This is a genomic window from Mycetocola sp. CAN_C7 (assembly GCF_015752285.1).
Classification (GTDB): Bacteria; Actinomycetota; Actinomycetes; order Actinomycetales; family Microbacteriaceae; genus Mycetocola_A.
In genome coordinates, this window is sequence record NZ_JADOUY010000008.1 from 18,940 (window position 1) to 36,036 (window position 17,097).

The 17,097-nt window shown below is 65.2% G+C and carries 17 protein-coding genes; 6 read left to right on the forward strand and 11 right to left on the reverse strand.

Features of this window, described 5'->3' with window-relative positions:
* Nucleotides 1–55: 55 nt before the first annotated feature.
* A complete protein-coding gene (locus IWX78_RS14880) occupies nt 56–1,585 on the reverse strand; it encodes an MFS transporter (RefSeq protein WP_334684769.1) in 1,530 nt (509 codons plus the stop codon).
* Between the two features lie 65 nt (nt 1,586–1,650).
* On the opposite strand from IWX78_RS14880, the gene IWX78_RS14885 reads away from it, so the two are divergent.
* Nucleotides 1,651–2,241, forward strand: a complete 591-nt coding sequence (locus IWX78_RS14885; protein ID WP_334684770.1) for a TetR/AcrR family transcriptional regulator — start codon at nt 1,651–1,653, stop codon at nt 2,239–2,241.
* Nucleotides 2,242–2,350: 109 nt separating this feature from the next.
* Complete coding sequence (locus IWX78_RS14890; protein WP_196834428.1) at nt 2,351–2,599, forward strand: DUF6458 family protein; 249 nt, start codon at nt 2,351–2,353, stop codon at nt 2,597–2,599.
* A gap of 68 nt (nt 2,600–2,667) precedes the next feature.
* Here IWX78_RS14890 and serA read toward each other — a convergent pair whose 3' ends face one another.
* From serA to IWX78_RS14910, 4 genes are all read right to left on the reverse strand, one after another.
* Nucleotides 2,668–4,260, reverse strand: a complete 1,593-nt coding sequence (gene serA / locus IWX78_RS14895) for a phosphoglycerate dehydrogenase (protein WP_196834429.1) — start codon at nt 4,258–4,260, stop codon at nt 2,668–2,670.
* An 88-nt stretch (nt 4,261–4,348) separates the two neighbouring features.
* Nucleotides 4,349–4,699: a hypothetical protein gene (locus IWX78_RS14900; RefSeq protein WP_196834430.1), complete on the reverse strand. Its 351-nt coding sequence runs from the start codon at nt 4,697–4,699 to the stop codon at nt 4,349–4,351.
* Nucleotides 4,696–5,166, reverse strand: coding sequence for a hypothetical protein (locus IWX78_RS14905; protein ID WP_196834431.1), 471 nt, complete (start codon nt 5,164–5,166; stop codon nt 4,696–4,698). The genes IWX78_RS14900 and IWX78_RS14905 overlap by 4 nt, the downstream gene beginning before the upstream one ends.
* A gap of 64 nt (nt 5,167–5,230) precedes the next feature.
* Entirely contained in the window at nt 5,231–6,028 is a 798-nt protein-coding gene (locus IWX78_RS14910) for a copper homeostasis protein CutC (RefSeq protein ID WP_196834432.1), read from the reverse strand.
* 103 nt (nt 6,029–6,131) lie between these two features.
* Here IWX78_RS14910 and IWX78_RS14915 point away from each other — a divergent pair, with 103 nt between their 5' ends.
* Nucleotides 6,132–7,430, forward strand: a complete 1,299-nt coding sequence (locus IWX78_RS14915) for an alpha-L-fucosidase (RefSeq protein ID WP_196834433.1) — start codon at nt 6,132–6,134, stop codon at nt 7,428–7,430.
* 141 nt (nt 7,431–7,571) lie between these two features.
* Here the strand turns inward: IWX78_RS14915 and ilvC are convergent, their stop codons facing one another.
* The 6 genes from ilvC to IWX78_RS14945 form a co-directional block, all read right to left on the reverse strand.
* On the reverse strand, nt 7,572–8,600 hold the full coding sequence (gene ilvC / locus IWX78_RS14920; protein ID WP_196834434.1) for a ketol-acid reductoisomerase: 1,029 nt from the start codon (nt 8,598–8,600) through the stop codon (nt 7,572–7,574).
* A gap of 66 nt (nt 8,601–8,666) precedes the next feature.
* Entirely contained in the window at nt 8,667–9,176 is a 510-nt protein-coding gene (gene ilvN, locus IWX78_RS14925) for an acetolactate synthase small subunit (RefSeq protein ID WP_196834435.1), read from the reverse strand.
* 2 nt (nt 9,177–9,178) lie between these two features.
* A complete protein-coding gene (locus IWX78_RS14930; protein ID WP_196834436.1) occupies nt 9,179–10,987 on the reverse strand; it encodes an acetolactate synthase large subunit in 1,809 nt (602 codons plus the stop codon).
* 47 nt (nt 10,988–11,034) lie between these two features.
* The gene (gene ilvD, locus IWX78_RS14935; RefSeq protein WP_196834437.1) at nt 11,035–12,729 is read right to left on the reverse strand and encodes a dihydroxy-acid dehydratase; all 1,695 of its coding nucleotides are present in this window, start codon (nt 12,727–12,729) and stop codon (nt 11,035–11,037) included.
* A gap of 35 nt (nt 12,730–12,764) precedes the next feature.
* Nucleotides 12,765–13,547 carry a trehalose-phosphatase gene (gene otsB, locus IWX78_RS14940; RefSeq protein WP_196834438.1) on the reverse strand — a complete coding sequence of 261 codons (783 nt, stop codon included), beginning with the start codon at nt 13,545–13,547 and terminating at the stop codon, nt 12,765–12,767.
* On the reverse strand, nt 13,544–15,049 hold the full coding sequence (locus IWX78_RS14945; protein ID WP_334684771.1) for an alpha,alpha-trehalose-phosphate synthase (UDP-forming): 1,506 nt from the start codon (nt 15,047–15,049) through the stop codon (nt 13,544–13,546). Before IWX78_RS14945 ends, otsB begins: the two co-directional genes overlap by 4 nt.
* Before the next feature lie 126 nt (nt 15,050–15,175).
* On the opposite strand from IWX78_RS14945, the gene IWX78_RS14950 reads away from it, so the two are divergent.
* From IWX78_RS14950 to IWX78_RS14960, 3 genes are all read left to right on the forward strand, one after another.
* Nucleotides 15,176–16,063: a sugar phosphate isomerase/epimerase family protein gene (locus IWX78_RS14950; RefSeq protein ID WP_196834439.1), complete on the forward strand. Its 888-nt coding sequence runs from the start codon at nt 15,176–15,178 to the stop codon at nt 16,061–16,063.
* A gap of 49 nt (nt 16,064–16,112) precedes the next feature.
* A complete protein-coding gene (locus IWX78_RS14955; RefSeq protein WP_196834440.1) occupies nt 16,113–16,346 on the forward strand; it encodes a hypothetical protein in 234 nt (77 codons plus the stop codon).
* 125 nt (nt 16,347–16,471) lie between these two features.
* On the forward strand, nt 16,472–17,095 hold the full coding sequence (locus IWX78_RS14960) for a hypothetical protein (RefSeq protein ID WP_196834441.1): 624 nt from the start codon (nt 16,472–16,474) through the stop codon (nt 17,093–17,095).
* The last annotated feature ends 2 nt before the right edge of the window (nt 17,096–17,097 follow it).

The window sequence follows — 17,097 nt, forward strand, 5'->3', positions numbered from 1 at the left end:
CGCATGCCCGGTGACCTCACTCGACAGCGGGGGCGGCGCAGGCGACGGCTGTGCTCTAACGCACGCGGCGCAGGGCCACTCCGGCGACGACACCGGCTGCGACGATCAGCGCGAAACCGATCCACGCCGCGAAGCCGACACCGCTGTCGAACGCCATCCGTGCCGATTCGAGCAGCGCGTTGCCGGCCGGACCGGGAAGCTCGCCGGCAACGGAGACAGCACCACCGAGGGTTTCTCCCGCAGCGGACTGCTGCTCGGCGTCGAGTCCGGCCGGCAGTACGACGTTGTTCCGGTAGGAGGCGGTGAGGATCGACCCCAGAATGGCGGTGCCGAGAACCGCACCGAGCTCGTATGCGGTCTCGGACACCGCAGACGCTGCTCCGGCTTTCTCGGCCGGAGCGCTGGCAAGAATGAGCTCGTTCGACACGGTCTCAGCCGCTCCGATACCCAAACCCAGCGCCACGAATGCCAGGGCGATGCCGAGAACGTCGACGTCTCCCCCGGTGATCGCGATGGCTCCGTAGCCGAACGCCGAGAAGGCGAGAGCCGACGGCACAACGACCGACGGACGCACCCGCGCGGCGATCGGCACGATGACGAGACCGGCGATGATCATCACGACGAGGCCGGGCACGAGGGCGAGCCCTGCCTCGAGGGGTGAGAGCCCGAGCACGAGCTGCAGGTGCTGTGACACGAAGAACAGTCCGCCGACGAGCGCGGTGACGCTGAGCAGGTTGATCAGCACTGCGCCGCTGAACGATGCCTGACGGAAGAGCGCCATGTCGAGCATGGGCGTCTCGAGGCGGCCCTGGCGGCGAACGAAAAGCACGCCGGCGGTCAGCCCGATCGCGATGGCAGCGATCGCGATGACGTCGATTCCGTCGGTGGCGATGTGCTTGATCCCGAACACGACGGGCAGCATCGTCACCAGAGACAGGAGGATGCTCGGCACGTCGAGCTTGCCCGGGTGCGGGTCACGAGACTCGGGCACGAGGAAGGGGGCAAGGGCGAAGAGGGGCAGCAGCACGGGGATCGCGATGAGAAAGACCGAGCCCCACCAGAGGTTCTCGAGCAGGATGCCGCCGATCACCGGTCCGAGTGCGCTTCCGGCAGCGAATCCACTCGCCCACACCGCGATCGCCAGCCGACGCTGTTCCCGGTTGAGGAAGATGCTGCGGATGAGGGACAGGGTCGACGGCATCAGCATGGCGCCGAAGAACCCGAGCGCTGCCCTCGCTGCGATGAGCAACTCGATTGACGGAGCGAACGCTGCGACGACCGACACGATCCCGAATCCCGCCGAACCGATGAGGAGCAGCTTCTTGCGTCCGATTCGGTCGCCGAGGCTCCCCATCGACACGAGCAGGCCGGCGAGCACGAGCGGGTAGATGTCGATCATCCAGAGCAACGAGGTTCCGCTCGGCGTCAGATCCTCGGAGATCGCCGGGAGCGCGAAGTTCAGCACCGTGTTGTCGACGGAGACGAGGAGTACCGGCAGCATCAACACCGCGAGCGCCGCCCATCCGCGAGCGCCGACCCGGTCGGGAGGGACCACAGAGTGGCTGGCGGTTGCTGAAGCGGTCACGACCGGAGTCCTTGGGTTCGAAGATTGGCGGTTCTACTGTACCGACTGGACGGTATAGTTGCAACATGTCGCTTTCCTCCTCTCGCTACGATGGCGGGATGCCGCGCCCCGATTCCGCTCGCGACCGCATCCTCGTCGCCTACGAAGACCTCCTCATCGAATCCGGTGAGCGGGGCGCCACCCTGGAGGCGGTCGCCGCCAGGGCGGGCGTGTCAAAGGGCGGGTTGCTCTATCACTTCGGGTCGAAGGATGCCCTCACCGAGGGGCTCATCGATCGCCTTCTCGCCCTGACCGAAGAAGACGTCGTGCTGATGCAGGCTGCTCCGGCCGGTGTGGTGGACTACATGGTCCGCACCTCGGTGAATGTGGGCTCCGCGTTCGACCGTGCTCTCATCGCTGCCGCACGTCTCGCGCAGACGTCCGACCCTCGAGCCAGCACAGCGCTTGCGTCCATCCGTGACCGCTGGCTCGGCATCGTCACCGAGGCAACGGGCGACGAGACCCTCGCCCGTGCGATCGTGCTGATCAGCGATGGGCTCTACTACAATTCCGCGCTCCTGGGCATGAGCACGGCTGGCGCGGAAGACACCTCCGAGGAGAGGCTCGACCAGTTGATCGCCGTCATTGCACGCCTCGGGGGCCATACCACAGGCTGAATCCCAGCGCGCTGTCACGGAGCGCCCCTAGCACGGTTCTCGCGAATGCCCCTAGTGTGATGGTCAACCAGGCATCTTGTGGATGTCGACCAGAAAGGGAGCAATCACGATGAGTATCGGTTTGGGCATTTTTCTTCTCGCCATCGGGGCGATCCTCACGTTTGCGGTCAACGTCACCGTGGAGTGGATCGATCTCGATCTGATCGGCTGGATCCTCATGGGCGCCGGTCTCGTGGTGACCATCATCGGCATCGCGCTCATGACCAGAAAGCGTCGTTCAGTGACGACCACCCGCACCGGCGTCGACCCCGCGACCGGCACCAGGATCAACACGGCAGAGCGCAACGACTCGCTCTGACCGTCGGGCAGTAAGTAAGAGGGGCACCGCGGATTCCGCGGTGCCCCTCTTACTGTGTCCAGGTGTGGTTACTGTTCGGTGATCTCGATCGCACGGAGCACGCTCGCGTCGATGTCTGAACCGACCGCGTCGAGGATGGCATCCGGCACCGGTGAGTCGACGGTCAGTACGCTGAGCGCCTGCCCGCCGGCTTCACGCCGGGCGATCTGCATGCCGGCGATGTTGATCGAGGCTTCACCGAACCGACGACCGTAGACCGCGACGATTCCGGGGCGGTCGGTGTAGAGCATCACGATGTGGTGCCTTGCGATGGGCACCTCGACGTCGTATCCGTTGATCTCGACAAGCTTCTCGATCTGCTTGGTGCCGGTGAGCGTTCCTGACACGGAGATCTGCGAACCATCGCTGAGTGCACCGCGCAGGGTGATGACGTTGCGGTACTCCTCACTGTCCGGGTCGGTGAGGAGACGAACGACGATACCGCGCTGTTCGGCGAGGAGCGGCGCGTTGACGTACGAGACCGTCTCGCTGACGATGTTCGTGAAGATCCCCTTGAGAGCGGCGAGCTTGAGCACGCTGACGTCGTAGTCGTTGAGTTCGCCGTGCACCTCGACATCGACGCTGGTGAGCGGTGAGTGAGCGAGCGACGCGAAGATCTGGCCGAGCTTCTCCACCAGCGGGATGCCAGGACGCACGTACGGGTCGATGACCCCGCCGGCAACGTTCACGGCATCCGGAACGAGCTCGCCACCGAGAGCGAGTCGTACAGAGCGGGCAACAGACACACCGGCCTTCTCCTGGGCCTCGTCGGTCGACGCACCCAGGTGCGGGGTGACGATGATGTTCGGCAGGCTGAGGAGCGCGTCGTTGGTGGGCGGCTCCGAGACGAAGACGTCAAGCCCTGCCCCCGCGATCGTGCCGGTGATGAGCGCCTCGTGCAAAGCGTCTTCGTCGATGAGCCCTCCGCGAGCGACGTTGACGATGTATGCGGTCGGCTTCATCAGCGCGAGCTGAGCTGTGCTGATCATGCCGGTGGTCTCGGGCGTCTTCGGCATGTGGATGCTGATGAAGTCCGAACGTTCGAGAAGTTCGTCGAGAGTGACGAGTTGCACACCGAGCTGCTGGGCGCGCGCGCTCGTGACATACGGGTCGTATGCGACGATGTTCGTGCCGAAGGCCTGCAACCTCGCAGTGATGAGGGCGCCGATACGGCCGAGGCCGATGATGCCGATCGTCTTCTCGTACAGTTCGGTTCCGGTGTATTTCGACCGCTTCCACTGGCCCTGGGCGAGCGCGTTATGCGCCTGCGGGATGTGGCGGGCGAGGCTGAGGATGTGACCGACCGTGAGCTCGGCAGCCGAGATGATGTTCGACGTCGGAGCGTTGACCACCATGACGCCTGCGCTGGTCGCCGCCTTGATGTCGACATTGTCGAGGCCGACTCCCGCCCGTGCGATGACTTTGAGCTGAGGCGCGGCGGCAAGCGCTTCGGCATCGACGCTGGTTGCCGATCGGACCAGGATCGCGTGTGCATCGGCGAGCGAGGCCAGGAGTGCGGGCCGGTCGGTGCCGTCCACCTGGCGGATGTCGAAATCGGGCCCGAGGGCGTCGACGGTTGCTGGGGAGAGTTCTTCGGCGATCAGTACGACCGGTTTTGACACAGGGACATCCTTTGTTGGCAACGGGGAGGCCGGGCGTCGCAGCCGTCGGGACGCACGTGCTCCAACTTTACTTGACCCTACGGGGGTGTTACGTCAGCACCGATCCGATGCCGAAGAGGGCGAGGAGGCTCAGCGAGATCGCTGCCACCGCCCCGAGCCCGGCGAGATAGAGGAGGATCTGGGCGAGCGCGTCCCGGCGCCTGCCGAGCAGATACGCGAGAACGAAGACCGCGACGGGGATCAGGATGCCGGCGATCAGCACCACCCAGCCGACGCCGTTGATGCTGGTTTCCAGCCCGGATGCCACGATGCTCACCCCGGCGAGATTTCCGACGGCTTCCCAGACGTCCCAGGCGAAGAGCAGACCGAAGAGGATGGCCAGGGTGAGGGTGAGCCAGACCGGCGTGCCGCGCCGTTCGACCGTCGTTTCGGCGCTCATGCCGCTCCCCCGGCGACGATGAATGGCCAGGGCGCGAGAACCACGACGCCGGCGAGCAGAATGACGAACCGTGGACGGAGCGAACGCGAGGCGCGGGTGAGCCAGAACGTGGCGCCGATCCACAGCGCGGGGGCCAGCACTGCGAATGCGAGTCCGACGGTGTGCATGGCGGCGCCGACGACGTCCGTCGGCGCGACACTGTTGCGCTGCACGGCGATGAGCCAGCCAATCGTGTAGAGCAGGTAGATTCCGGCGAGGATCCCGAAGGTGACGAGGGCGACCGAACTCATCTGACTGGCGCCGGATGTCTTCTCGGTGGCGGGAGCAGCGACCTGGCCGGGCTTGCCGACGACCTTCCAGCCGCCGGAGATGCGGGGACTCTTCTGGCGTTCCCCTGTGGCAGGTTCAGTTGCCTCGGGGTCGCCTGCCCAGGTCAGTGCGTCGTCGTCGGGGTGGTCGGAACTCATGCCTGTCAGCGTACCGGCGATCCCACCCTCACGAGATCGCAATAGCGCACCTCAAACGAGCCGATCAGAGGCTTTTGGGTGCGTGAGTGCGATCTCGTGCGGCAGCCACCGCGCGCGCAACGAGCTCCGGATCGGTCACGTCATGCCCGTCGTCGCCTCCGCCGGGTCCGCTGCCGAAGGAGCGGTCTGCTGCCGCGCGGGCGGAGAGGTGGATGGCGTCGACGCCGACTGCGGCGAGAGACGGGATCGACTCGACCGTCACTCCCCCGCCGGCCATGATCTCGACCCGACCGTCGGATTCACTCACGAACCCGGCGAGTACCGCGAGACCGTCCGCACTGGATTTCGCACGGCCAGAGGTGAGAACACGATGTACCCCGAGGTCGGCGAGTTCGGAGATCAGGCCAGGCCGCTCGGTCGCTCTGTCGACGGCACGGTGGAAGGTCACGGTGAGGTCGCCTGCCGCCATCAGGAGGCTCTCGAGCGTTCTCCGGTCGAGTTCGCCGTCCTCGGTGAGCGCTCCGATCACCACGCCGGCCACTCCGAGCGCCGCCAGCTCGGCGATGTCGTCAGCCATGACATCCCTCTCGCCGCGTGAGAAGACGAAGTCACCCGGGCGAGGACGAACGAGTACGTGGACGTCGTCTGCCCCCGCTCTCCGGGCATCCTGCACAGCAGCCCTGACGGCACCGAACGATGGCGTGAGACCGCCGAGGTCGAGCGCGGTGCAGAGTTCCACCCTGGTGGCACCCGCAGCCCGCGCGACGCACGCACCATCAACGCCCTGCACGGCGATTTCGACGTCAAGTCCGTGTCGTCCGACGGGACGCGTGCCTGGAGCGGGGTCGCGGGTCGAATCCATGCCCCAGAACCTACACCGTGCGCCGTGAAGCAACATCGCCGGAAACATGGATGCCGTAACGTCGTGCCCAGTCCCGCCCGCACCCTGCTCGTGAAAGGACCGTATGAGCACCGCAGCACTCCCCTCCCCCGACTTCGCGTGGTTCGACCGCGGCCGGCTGGGCCTTTTCATCCACTGGGGCGTCTACGCCCTCCCGGCGAGGCACGAATGGGTGCAGAACCGGGAGCACATCCGCCCGGAGGACTACGAGATCTACAGCGAACATTTCGATCCCGACCTGTTCGACGCGCGGGGGTTGGCGCGACAGGCCAGAGAAGCCGGCTTCACCTACGCCGTGCTGACGACGAAGCACCATGACGGCTTCTGCCTCTGGGATTCCACTCTCACCGATTACACGGCACCGCGAACCCGAGCCGGCCGCGACCTCGTACGCGAGTTCGTCGATGCCTTCCGGGCCGAAGGCCTCCGCATCGGCTTCTATCATTCCCTCATCGACTGGCACCACCCCGACTTCACCGTCGACGGCGTTCACCCCCTGCGCGACGATCCGGCCGAGGTGAGCCTCAACGGCGAACGGGATCTCGGTGTGTACCGGAAGTACCTGCACGGCCAGGTGCGTGAACTCCTCACCGGATACGGACAGGTGGATTACCTCTTCTTCGACTTCAGCTACTCGCAGGGCATCGGCGGTCTGCCTGGCAAGGGCGCCGCCGAGTGGGGGTCTGCAGAACTCCTCACGCTGATTCGCGACCTCCAGCCCGGATGCATCGTCAACGACCGGCTCGAACTCGGCGGAGACGTCGCCACTCCCGAGCAGTACCAGCCGGTCGTGACCCCGACGGATGACTCGGGGAACCCGGTGCGGTGGGAGGCCTGCCAGACTCTCAACGGAAGCTGGGGCTACGATCGCGACAATCTCAACGACAAGTCCAGTGACCTCCTCCTCCGGATGCTGGTCGACACCGTTTCGAAGAACGGCAACATGCTGCTCAACATCGGACCGGATGCCCGTGGCGCGATCGACGCCCGCACCCAGGAGCGGCTCACGGACCTGGCATCGTGGTTCCGGCTGCACGGTCGTTCCATCTACGGGGCCGGGCCGAGCGAGTTCTCACCGCCAACCGACATCCGCTACACCCAGAATGGCGACCGGCTCTACGTGCACGTGTTCGCCTGGCCGTTCGTGCACCTCCACCTCCCGGGGCTCGGCGGTCGGGTCCGTTACGCCCAGTTACTGGCCGACGGATCGGAGGTCCCGTTCCAGGTGCACCTGCCTGACCACGACCAACCGAACCAGCACACCCAGCCCGTCGGCCTGGGCAGAGACACGGTGACCCTTCACCTGCCTGTGCGTGCTCCGAACACCCCTGTACCGGTGATCGAGATCTTCCTCACATCCTGAGCGCCCGCGAGAGTTCAGTTTCGCACCCAAGACGCCCCGATCGGGCTGTTTTAGGTGCTCGATTGCGATCTCGCACAGCCGCCGCACGCACGAACGGCCCCCACCGCAAGGCGAGGGCCGTTCGTCACGGGTGACCGTGAACTAGCGCGCGACGGAACCGTCGGTGTAGTCGTCGTCGTTCGACGCGTTCCAGGCGAAGAGCTTGCGCAGTTCGCGACCGGTCTCTTCGATCGGGTGAGCCTCGCCCTTGGCACGGAGTGCGAGGAACTCGGGAGCACCGGCATCCTGGTCGTCGATGAAGCGCTTGGCGAACGCGCCGGACTGGATGTCAGCGAGAACGGCCTTCATGTTCTCCTTGACCGAGGGGTCGATGACCCGCGGTCCCGAGACGTAGTCGCCGTACTCGGCGGTGTCAGAGACGCTCCAGCGCTGCTTGGCGATGCCGCCCTCCCACATGAGGTCGACGATGAGCTTGAGCTCGTGGAGAACCTCGAAGTAGGCGACCTGAGGCTGGTAGCCGGCTTCGGTCAGCACCTCGAAACCATACTGGACGAGCTGTGAAGCGCCGCCGCAGAGCACAGCCTGCTCACCGAACAGGTCGGTCTCGGTCTCTTCGGTGAATGTGGTCTTGATGCCACCGGCACGAAGTCCGCCGACAGCCTTCGCGTAGCTGAGGGTGAGCGGCCAGGCGTTGCCTGACGCGTCCTTCTCAACCGCGACGATGACGGGAACGCCACGGCCTGCCTCGTACTCGCGACGAACGGTGTGGCCGGGTCCCTTGGGGGCGACCATCAGCACGTCGACACCCTCGGGTGCCTCGATGTAGCCGAAGCGGATGTTGAAGCCGTGGCCGAAGACGAGAGCCTTCCCCTCTGACAGCTGGTCCTTGATGGACTCGGCGTAGATGGTGCGCTGGAACTGGTCAGGCGCGAGGATCACGATGACGTCTGCCCAGGCAGCCGCCTCGGAGACGCTCTTGACGACAAAACCCTGCTCCTCGGCCTTGGCGATCGACTTGGAGCCTTCCTTGAGGCCGATGACGACCTCGACACCGGAGTCGCGGAGGTTCAGTGCGTGTGCGTGCCCCTGCGAGCCATATCCGACAACGGCGACCTTTTTACCCTGGATGATCGAGAGGTCGGCGTCAGCGTCGTAAAAAATCTCAGCCACTTATTTATCTCCTTGTTGTTGAGGTTGGTGTGAGAGCGGTGTCGCGCGGTGCGCGGACCGCCCGACTTAGTTCTTGAATACGCGTTCGGTGATGGATTTGGATCCGCGGCCGATGGCGAGGAGGCCCGATTGGGCCATCTCCTTGATGCCGTACGGTTCGAGCACCTTGAGCAGCGCGTTGGTCTTTCCGGAGTCGCCAGTGACCTCGATCACGACGGCATCCGTCGCGACGTCGACGACGCGGGCCCGAAACAGGTTGACGGCTTCGAGCACCTGCGATCTGGTCGTGTTGTCGACGCGCACTTTAATGAGCAGATGCTCGCGCTGCACGGACTGGTCCTGGTCGAGTTCGACGATCTTGATCACGTTCACGAGCTTGTTGAGCTGCTTCGTGATCTGCTCGAGGGGCAATCCCTCCACCGTCACGACGACGGTGATGCGGCTGAGGCCGGGGACTTCGCTCGTGCCGACGGCGAGGGATTCGATGTTGAAACCACGTCGGGCGAACAGGCCGGCGACGCGGGTCAGAAGACCCGGCTTGTTCTCCACCAGGAGGCTCAAAACATGTCTGCTCATTCTCAGGCCTCCTCGTCGAACGACGGGCTGTGGTCTCGTGCGTACTGCACGTAGCTGTTGCTGACACCCTGCGGGACCATCGGCCACACCATGGCGTCTGCGCTCACCACGAAGTCGATGACGACCGGGCGGTCGTTCGTCTCCAGGGCGAGCTGAATGGCTGCGTCGACCTCATCGGCCTTCGTCACGCGGATGCCGAGGCATCCGTACGCTTCAGCCAGCTTGAGGAAGTCAGGGATCCTCACCGTGTCATGCCCGGTGTTGAGGTCGGTGTTCGAGTAGCGCCCGTCGTAGAACAGCGTCTGCCATTGGCGCACCATGCCCAGTGACGAGTTGTTGATCACTGCGACCTTGATCGGGATCTTGTTGATGGCGCAGGTCGCGAGTTCCTGGTTCGTCATCTGGAAGCATCCGTCGCCGTCGATCGACCACACGACGCGATCGGGCTCGGCGACCTTGGCGCCCATGGCCGCAGGTACCGAGTAGCCCATCGTGCCAGCTCCACCGGAGTTGAGCCACGAGTTGGGACGCTCGTACTTGATGAACTGGGCGGCCCACATCTGGTGCTGTCCGACGCCTGCCGCGTAGATCGCCTCTGGCCCGGTGAGTTCGCCGATCCTCTGGATCACGTACTGCGGGGCAAGGAGGCCGTCTGTCGGTTCGGTGTAGCCGAGCGGGAATTCCTCGCGAAGGCCGTTGAGGTAGGTCCACCACTCGTCTGTGTCTGTCGAGTGGTCGCGCAGTCCGGCAGAAATCGCAGCAGTCAGGTCGACGATGACGTCTTTCGCGTCTCCGACGATCGGCACGTCAGCCGTGCGGATCTTCGAGATCTCCGCCGGGTCGACGTCCACATGGACGACCTTGGCGTTCGGTGCGAACAGCGCCGTCTTGCCGGTGACCCGGTCGTCGAATCGGGCGCCGAGCGACACGATGAGGTCGGACTCCTGCAGGGCGAGAACAGCGGGAACGGTGCCGTGCATGCCCGGCATGCCCAGATTCTGCTTGTGCGAGTCGGGGAAGGCACCACGAGCCATGAGCGTGGTCACCACGGGGGCGCCGATCAGCTCGGCGAGTTCGAGCAACTCGGGCGATGCCTGCGCACGGATGACGCCGCCTCCGACATACAGCACGGGGCGCTTCGACTCGAGAAGCAGCTGTGCCGCCGCCTGGATCTGCTTGCCGTGTGCCTTGGTCACCGGCCGGTAGCCGGGCAGGTCGATCTTGGGCGGCCAGATGAATGGCGCGTCCTGCTGCTGGGCGTCTTTGGTGATGTCGACGAGCACGGGGCCCGGTCGTCCGGTCGACGCGATGTGGTAAGCGGCGGCGATGGTGGCCGGGATGTCGTTCGCGTCTGTGACGAGGAACGAGTGCTTCGTGATGGGCATGGTGATGCCGACGATGTCGGCTTCCTGGAAGGCATCCGTTCCCATGAGGGTGGAGAAGACCTGGCCGGTGATCGCCAGCATCGGCACCGAGTCCATGTGGGCATCCATGATCGCGGTGACGAGGTTCGTGGCGCCAGGACCGGAGGTCGCGATGGCGACGCCGACCTTGCCCGTGGATGCCGCGTAGCCCTCGGCCGCGTGGCCGGCACCCTGTTCATGACGAACGAGGATGTGACGGATCTTGGTGGTGTCCATCAGCGGGTCGTAGACGGGCAGGATCGCGCCGCCGGGCAGACCGAACACGTCGGTGATGCCGAGCAGCTCGAGCGTGCGGACGACGGCCTGAGCTCCTGAGAGCGTTTCGGGGCCGTCTGAGGCGGCCTTGAGATCGGCGGGCGATATGGCGGTGCGAGGTTCCGCAGGCATCGTATGGATTCCCTTATCGATGGTTGGATCTGAACTGAACGCGGAAGTTACCCGGTGATCGCGCCCTCCGCGGCGGAGTGCACGAGCTTGGAGTACTTTGCGAGGACGCCACGGGTATAGCGCGGGGGAAGCGGTGCCCAGCCGTTGCGGCGGGCGGCCAGCTCTGTTTCGTCGACAAGTAGGTCGAGCGACCGAGCTGCGATATCGACCCGTATCAGATCACCATCGCGCACGAAGGCAATGGGACCAGCGTCCACTGCTTCGGGTGCTATGTGGCCGATGCAGAGGCCGGTTGTGCCGCCTGAGAATCGACCGTCCGTCAATAGTAGTACATCTTTTCCGAGCCCAGCGCCCTTGATGGCCGCGGTGATCGCGAGCATCTCGCGCATGCCGGGCCCGCCCTTCGGGCCCTCGTAGCGGATGACGATGACGTCACCTGCCGAGATCTGGCCGTCGGTCAGAGCATCCATTGCTGCGCGCTCGCGTTCGAACACCCGGGCGGGTCCTTCGAAGACGTCGGCGTCGAAGCCGGCGGTCTTCACGACCGCACCCTCAGGGGCGAAGGTGCCGTTGAGCACCGTGATGCCGCCGGTGGCGTGGATCGGGTTATCGAGTGTGCGGATGACCTCGCCGTCGAGCGGGAGCGGGTTGAGGTCTGCGAGGTTCTCGGCAAGGGTCTTGCCCGTGACGGTGAGCGCGTCTCCATGGAGCAGCCCGGCGTCGAGAAGCGCCTTCATGACGACGGGTACGCCGCCGTGACGGTCGACGTCGTTCATCACGTACTTGCCGAACGGCTTGAGGTCGCCGATGTGCGGAACCTTGTCACCGATGCGGTTGAAGTCGTCGAGAGTGAGGTCGACGTCGGCCTCACGGGCGATGGCGAGCAGGTGCAGGACGACGTTGGTCGATCCGCCGAAGGCCATGGCGACGGCGATCGCGTTCTCGAACGCTTTCTTGGTGAGGATGTCGCGGGCCGTGATCCCGAGACGCAGCATGTTCACGACGGCCTCGCCTGAGCGGTGAGCGAAGTAGTCGCGGCGCCGGTCGGCCGATGGCGGCGCTGCTGAACCGGGGAGGCTCATGCCGAGTGCTTCAGCGACGGATGCCATCGTGTTCGCGGTGTACATTCCGCCGCAGGCACCCTCGCCTGGCGCAATCGCACACTCGATGCGCTTGAGGTCTTCTTCACTCATCGTGCCGGCTTTGCACGCTCCGACCGCTTCGAACGAGTCGATGATCGTGACATCCTTCTCGGTGCCGTCGCTGAGCTTGACCCAGCCGGGCGCGATCGACCCGGCGTAGAGGAAGACGCTTGCGAGGTCGAGGCGCGCCGCAGCCATGAGCATGCCTGGCAGCGACTTGTCGCAGCCGGCGAGGAGCACTGTGCCGTCGAGGCGTTCGGCCATGACGACGGTCTCGACGGAGTCCGCGATGACTTCACGGGAGACGAGGGAGAAGTGCATGCCCTCGTGGCCCATGGAGATACCGTCAGAAACCGAGATCGTTCCGAATTGCAGCGGGTATCCCCCGCCGGAGTGGACGCCTTCCTTGGCGCCCTGGGCGAGCCGGTCGAGCGAGAGGTTGCAGGGGGTGATCTCGTTCCAGCTCGACGCGATGCCGATTTGGGGCTTGTCCCAGTCTTCGTCGCCCATTCCGACCGCACGGAGCATTCCGCGTGAGGTGGTGGCTTCGATTCCGTCTGTGACTGCTCGGCTGCGAGGTTTCAGGTCGATCTCTGACATGGTTCGAGTCTAGAACCTCGAACATGCCCCGGCTTTCATCGGCCGGTGGCTGCCCGGAGTTCGGCGAGCCGGTGGAGGACGGCGGCGACCTCGGCTGGGGCCTCGACGCGGTACGGAGCCACCGTCGGTCCATCTCCGCTCTTGAGCGCCAGGTCGCTCTCGGCGAGCACACGGAAAGCATCTTCATCGGTCACGTCATCGCCCGAGTACAGAACGGCGGTCGCGCCGGTGTAATCGCGCAAATGCCTGATCGCGTCGCCCTTCGTGGCGGAGAGGACCGAGAATTCGAGGACGTTCTTGCCGTCGCGCACCGTGGCATCGGGGTACACATCTGCCACGATCCTGCGGGCGTCGTTCTCTGCGGAGAAAGCCGCATCGGTTTCGACACCACGCGTGTGGACGGCGAAGCCCGCCGGTTTCCGCTCGATACTCACTCCGGGGTGTTCGTCGGCGAAGCCGAGAAATGCCTCGGCGAGTGCCGCGACGCGCGCGCTGTCTTCTGCGCTCAGGGGCGGATGGGCGTCGACGCCGTCGAACCGGTACTCGGCGCCGTGCGATCCGACGAGGAGCACCCCGTCGGGAGACTCCGACGCGAGCTGGAGGCTGTCGACGGCCCGACCGGAGACATACGCCACGGTGGTGTGGGAGATCTCGAGCAGCTTCTCGACGGCTCGCTGTGCTTCTGGCAGCGCCCGGGCGTCTTCGGGGCGGTCGACGAACGGCGCGAGGGTGCCGTCGAAGTCGAGGGCGATGAGAAGGTGCTCGCTGTCGGCCAGCTTCGCCAGTGCGGCATCGAGAGCCGGAGAGACGGCGGTCATTTGCGCTCCTCCGGGTGCTCGTGGGACACCGGATGCGACGTCGACGCGTGAGCGAGTTCATCGAGGAACACGCGCGACCACTTCACCACATCGTTCTCGAGCACGCGTTTGCGCAGGGCTCGCATCCGTCGCCGGCGTTCGGCGTGCGGCATGTCGATCGCGGCGATGATGGCATCCTTCACCCCGTCGATGTCGTGCGGGTTGATCAGGAGCGCCTGGCGGAGATCGTCGGATGCTCCGGCGAATTCACTGAGGATGAGCACGCCGCCGAGGTCGGCGCGGGTGGCGACGTACTCCTTGGCGACGAGGTTCATGCCGTCGCGGAGCGCGGTGACCAGCATGATGTCTGCCGCCAGGTAGAGAGCAACCATCTCTTCGCGGGGGTAGCCCTGGTGGAGATAGTTGATAGCGGTGTGGCCGATGCTGCCGTAGTCGCCGTTGATGCGCCCGACGGTCAGCTCGATCTCGTCGCGGAGCTGCATGTAGCTGGCAACGCGTTCGCGGCTGGGACTGGCGACCTGCACGAGCGTCACGTCCTCGACGTCGACCCGATGTTCGGCGAGAAGCTCTCCGAATGCCTTGAGCCGGTGTCCGATGCCCTTCGTGTAGTCGAGTCGGTCGACGCCGAGCATGATCGTCTTCGGGTTGCCGAGTTCCTCGCGGATCTGGCGGGCACGGGCCTGCACCTCGGGCTGACCGGCGAGTTCGACATAGCTCGTCGCGTCGATCGAGATCGGGAATGCCCGGGCGATCACCCGGCGGACGGGAGCGCCGCGCACGCTGGACCTGTCCCCCGTGGTCTCATCGGACGAGTCGCCGACGGGAACCCAGACCCGGGTTCCCTTGGTTTCATACCCGAACAAGCGGCGCACGGCGCGGGAGAAGTTGCCGGCGTCTGCCACCCGCTGGAAGCCGATGATGTCGGCTCCGAGCAGGCCGGAGATGATCTGCCGCCGCCACGGCAGCTGCGAGAAGATCCCGTATGCGGGGAACGGAATGTGGTTGAAGAAGCCGATGGTCAGATCCGGACGGGTCTCACGGAGCATGCCGGGGACGAGTTGCAGCTGGTAGTCGTGAACCCACACGGTCGCGCCGGTGTCGGAGATTCGAGCGGCGGCCTCGGCGAACCGACGGTTGACGGCGACATACGCTTCCCACCATTCGCGGTGGTAACCGGGCTGCGCGATCACATCGTGGTAGAGCGGCCAGAGGGTGTCGTTCGAGAAACCCTCGTAGTAGTTCTCGATCTCCTCCCCGTTGAGCGCGATCGGGACCATCCGGATGCCTTCGTGCTCGAACGGGTCGAGCTCGACGTCCGGAGCTCCAGGCCAGCCGACCCACGCACCATCAGATGCTTTCATCAGCGGTTCGAGGGCGGCGACGAGACCGCCGGGCGACATCCGCCACCCGGACGAACCGTCCGGCTGGCTGACGCTGTCAACGGGAAGCCTGTTCGCCACGACAACGAAGTCGTAGGTCTCGCCTGAACTGGATGTCGTCACAATGATTGAGCCCCTTCGGCCACGGGTCTGGCCTTGTAGTTCGGCCACTGTCCGGTGGCCTCACAGGCTACCAGTCGTCGACAGCCGGCCATCTCGTGTTCAGTTCCGAATCCTAGGCTGAACGCGATGATCAGAATCGGCATGAGCACATCGAGTGTCTACCCGCTCGGCACCGAGCGGGCGTTCGCGTTCGCGGAGAAGACCGGCTACGACGGCGTCGAGGTGATGGTCACCAACGACGCCGTCACCCAGGACGCCGACGCGCTGCTGGCACTGAGCACGGCGTACGGGATGCCGATCCTCTCGATCCATGCTCCTGTGCTCCTGCTCACCCACTTCGTCTGGGGAACCGACCCGCTGGTGAAGCTGAGGAAGTCCGCCGAACTCGCGTCGGATGTCGGTGCGGACACCGTCGTCGTTCACCCTCCATTTCGCTGGCAGAAGGGGTACGCAGACGAGTTCCTCGACCGGGTTCGGAGCCTGGCTGAGTCGACCGGCATCCACATCGCCGTCGAGAACATGTTCCCCTGGCAGATCCGCGGCAGAACCATGAAGGCCTACTCTCCCGGCTGGGACACAACAACACTGGACTGCGATGACGTCACTCTGGACTTTTCGCATGCCTCCCTCGCCGGGCAGGATGCTTTCGATCTCGCCATCCGCCTCGGGTCACGGCTCAGGCACCTGCATCTCTGTGACGGATCAGGCTCCAGCGACGACGGCCGTGTCTTCGACGAGCACCTGCTCCCTGGCCATGGAACGCAGCCAGTCGCCCGGGTGCTCAGACATCTCGCCGAACAAGCGTGGAACGGTTCGGTGGTCGCCGAAGTGAATCTGCGCAAAGCACGGTCAGACGTCGAACGGCACCTCGCACTCGAGGAGACCCTCCATTTCGCCCGCACCCACCTCGGACACGCCCGGCCAGGAAACGATCACACTCGAGAACTTCCGTCACCGCTCCATCGACAGGCTTCTGCGTCGTCTGCCCTCTCGCCGCTGAGCCGCCCGTCGTGACTCTCGCAGAAAATGCCGATAGCGTAGAGGACCTTGGAGGTGCACCAACATGCGCAAATACATTCTCAACTTTCACATCATCAGTGCGTTCGCCGGTGCGATCACCCTGATCAAGACGAGCAAAAATGCTCCGCGGGACTGGCGGCTCGCTCTGATGTGGATCGGCTGGCTCGTCACCGTCGCCAACGCTGTAGCGGCGGCTTCTGAACGGTTCGAACAGGATGAGGCCGAGGCCGAGGGCGGCAAGAAGAAGGTCGAACGTCGGCAGGCGGCCAAGTCCTGACCCGACGACCGGAAACGCCACAGTTCCGCGGGCGAATCGGTGGTGGTGCGGCGTGTCAACTCCCCTCTCGGGGGTCGGTGATTCACACTGGAACCACCACCACCCAGGAGCAGGGAGCACCGAGCATGTTTGGTCGCCGTCGTCACCGAGCACCGGTCGCCGTCGCACCTCCGGTGCCCGCTCCGCTGCCTCTCAGTACTGGCCTCGAACTCAGTACTGGCCTCGAACTCAGTGAAGAGCAACTCTTCGAGAAGGTCCGTGCGAGACTCGACGCGCACATCGGCGCGACCGGTGACTGGACCCTGGTGCGTCGCACCGCGGCAGACACCGACTCGTTCTTCCACGACATGGCGTCGTTCTCGCTGGCCCGGGAAATCACGGCGGCGATCGTCGGCACCGCTGCCGATTCCGGGGTCACGACCCCGGGGCACGCCGTAGCGTCGACCACCCGACTGCCGGCTGACGTCGAGCCGACCATCACCGTGCCAGCGACGGCATCCGCGCTGCGCGCGATTCCCGCTGTCGACGACGTCCGGCCCGCCGTTCTCGAACCGGCGCCAGACGATCGTGTCTCTGCCGTCACGGACGACGCAGCGAGCGAGCAGAAGTTCCGTGAACACGTCATGTTCGAGCTCAACACCGTGGCGGTGTGGGCCGACCCGCAGCGCCACGACCCCGCTCAGGTGAGCACCGACATGGTGACGCCTCCCGTGTCACGTCGGCGCTGGAACGGCACGCGCGTCTCCTGACC

What these genes read in the sequence shown, in the direction of transcription:
- IWX78_RS14885 (WP_334684770.1), top strand. Translation starts at nt 1,651, where the DNA reads ATGTCGCTTTCCTCCTCTCGCTACGATGGCGGGATGCCGCGCCCCGAT.
- IWX78_RS14890 (WP_196834428.1), top strand. Translation starts at nt 2,351, where the DNA reads ATGAGTATCGGTTTGGGCATTTTTCTTCTCGCCATCGGGGCGATCCTC.
- IWX78_RS14900 (WP_196834430.1), bottom strand. Translation starts at nt 4,699, where the DNA reads ATGAGCGCCGAAACGACGGTCGAACGGCGCGGCACGCCGGTCTGGCTC.
- IWX78_RS14905 (WP_196834431.1), bottom strand. Translation starts at nt 5,166, where the DNA reads ATGAGTTCCGACCACCCCGACGACGACGCACTGACCTGGGCAGGCGAC.
- IWX78_RS14910 (WP_196834432.1), bottom strand. Translation starts at nt 6,028, where the DNA reads ATGGATTCGACCCGCGACCCCGCTCCAGGCACGCGTCCCGTCGGACGA.
- IWX78_RS14915 (WP_196834433.1), top strand. Translation starts at nt 6,132, where the DNA reads ATGAGCACCGCAGCACTCCCCTCCCCCGACTTCGCGTGGTTCGACCGC.
- ilvN (WP_196834435.1), bottom strand. Translation starts at nt 9,176, where the DNA reads ATGAGCAGACATGTTTTGAGCCTCCTGGTGGAGAACAAGCCGGGTCTT.
- IWX78_RS14930 (WP_196834436.1), bottom strand. Translation starts at nt 10,987, where the DNA reads ATGCCTGCGGAACCTCGCACCGCCATATCGCCCGCCGATCTCAAGGCC.
- ilvD (WP_196834437.1), bottom strand. Translation starts at nt 12,729, where the DNA reads ATGTCAGAGATCGACCTGAAACCTCGCAGCCGAGCAGTCACAGACGGA.
- otsB (WP_196834438.1), bottom strand. Translation starts at nt 13,547, where the DNA reads ATGACCGCCGTCTCTCCGGCTCTCGATGCCGCACTGGCGAAGCTGGCC.
- IWX78_RS14950 (WP_196834439.1), top strand. Translation starts at nt 15,176, where the DNA reads ATGATCAGAATCGGCATGAGCACATCGAGTGTCTACCCGCTCGGCACC.
- IWX78_RS14955 (WP_196834440.1), top strand. Translation starts at nt 16,113, where the DNA reads ATGCGCAAATACATTCTCAACTTTCACATCATCAGTGCGTTCGCCGGT.
- IWX78_RS14960 (WP_196834441.1), top strand. Translation starts at nt 16,472, where the DNA reads ATGTTTGGTCGCCGTCGTCACCGAGCACCGGTCGCCGTCGCACCTCCG.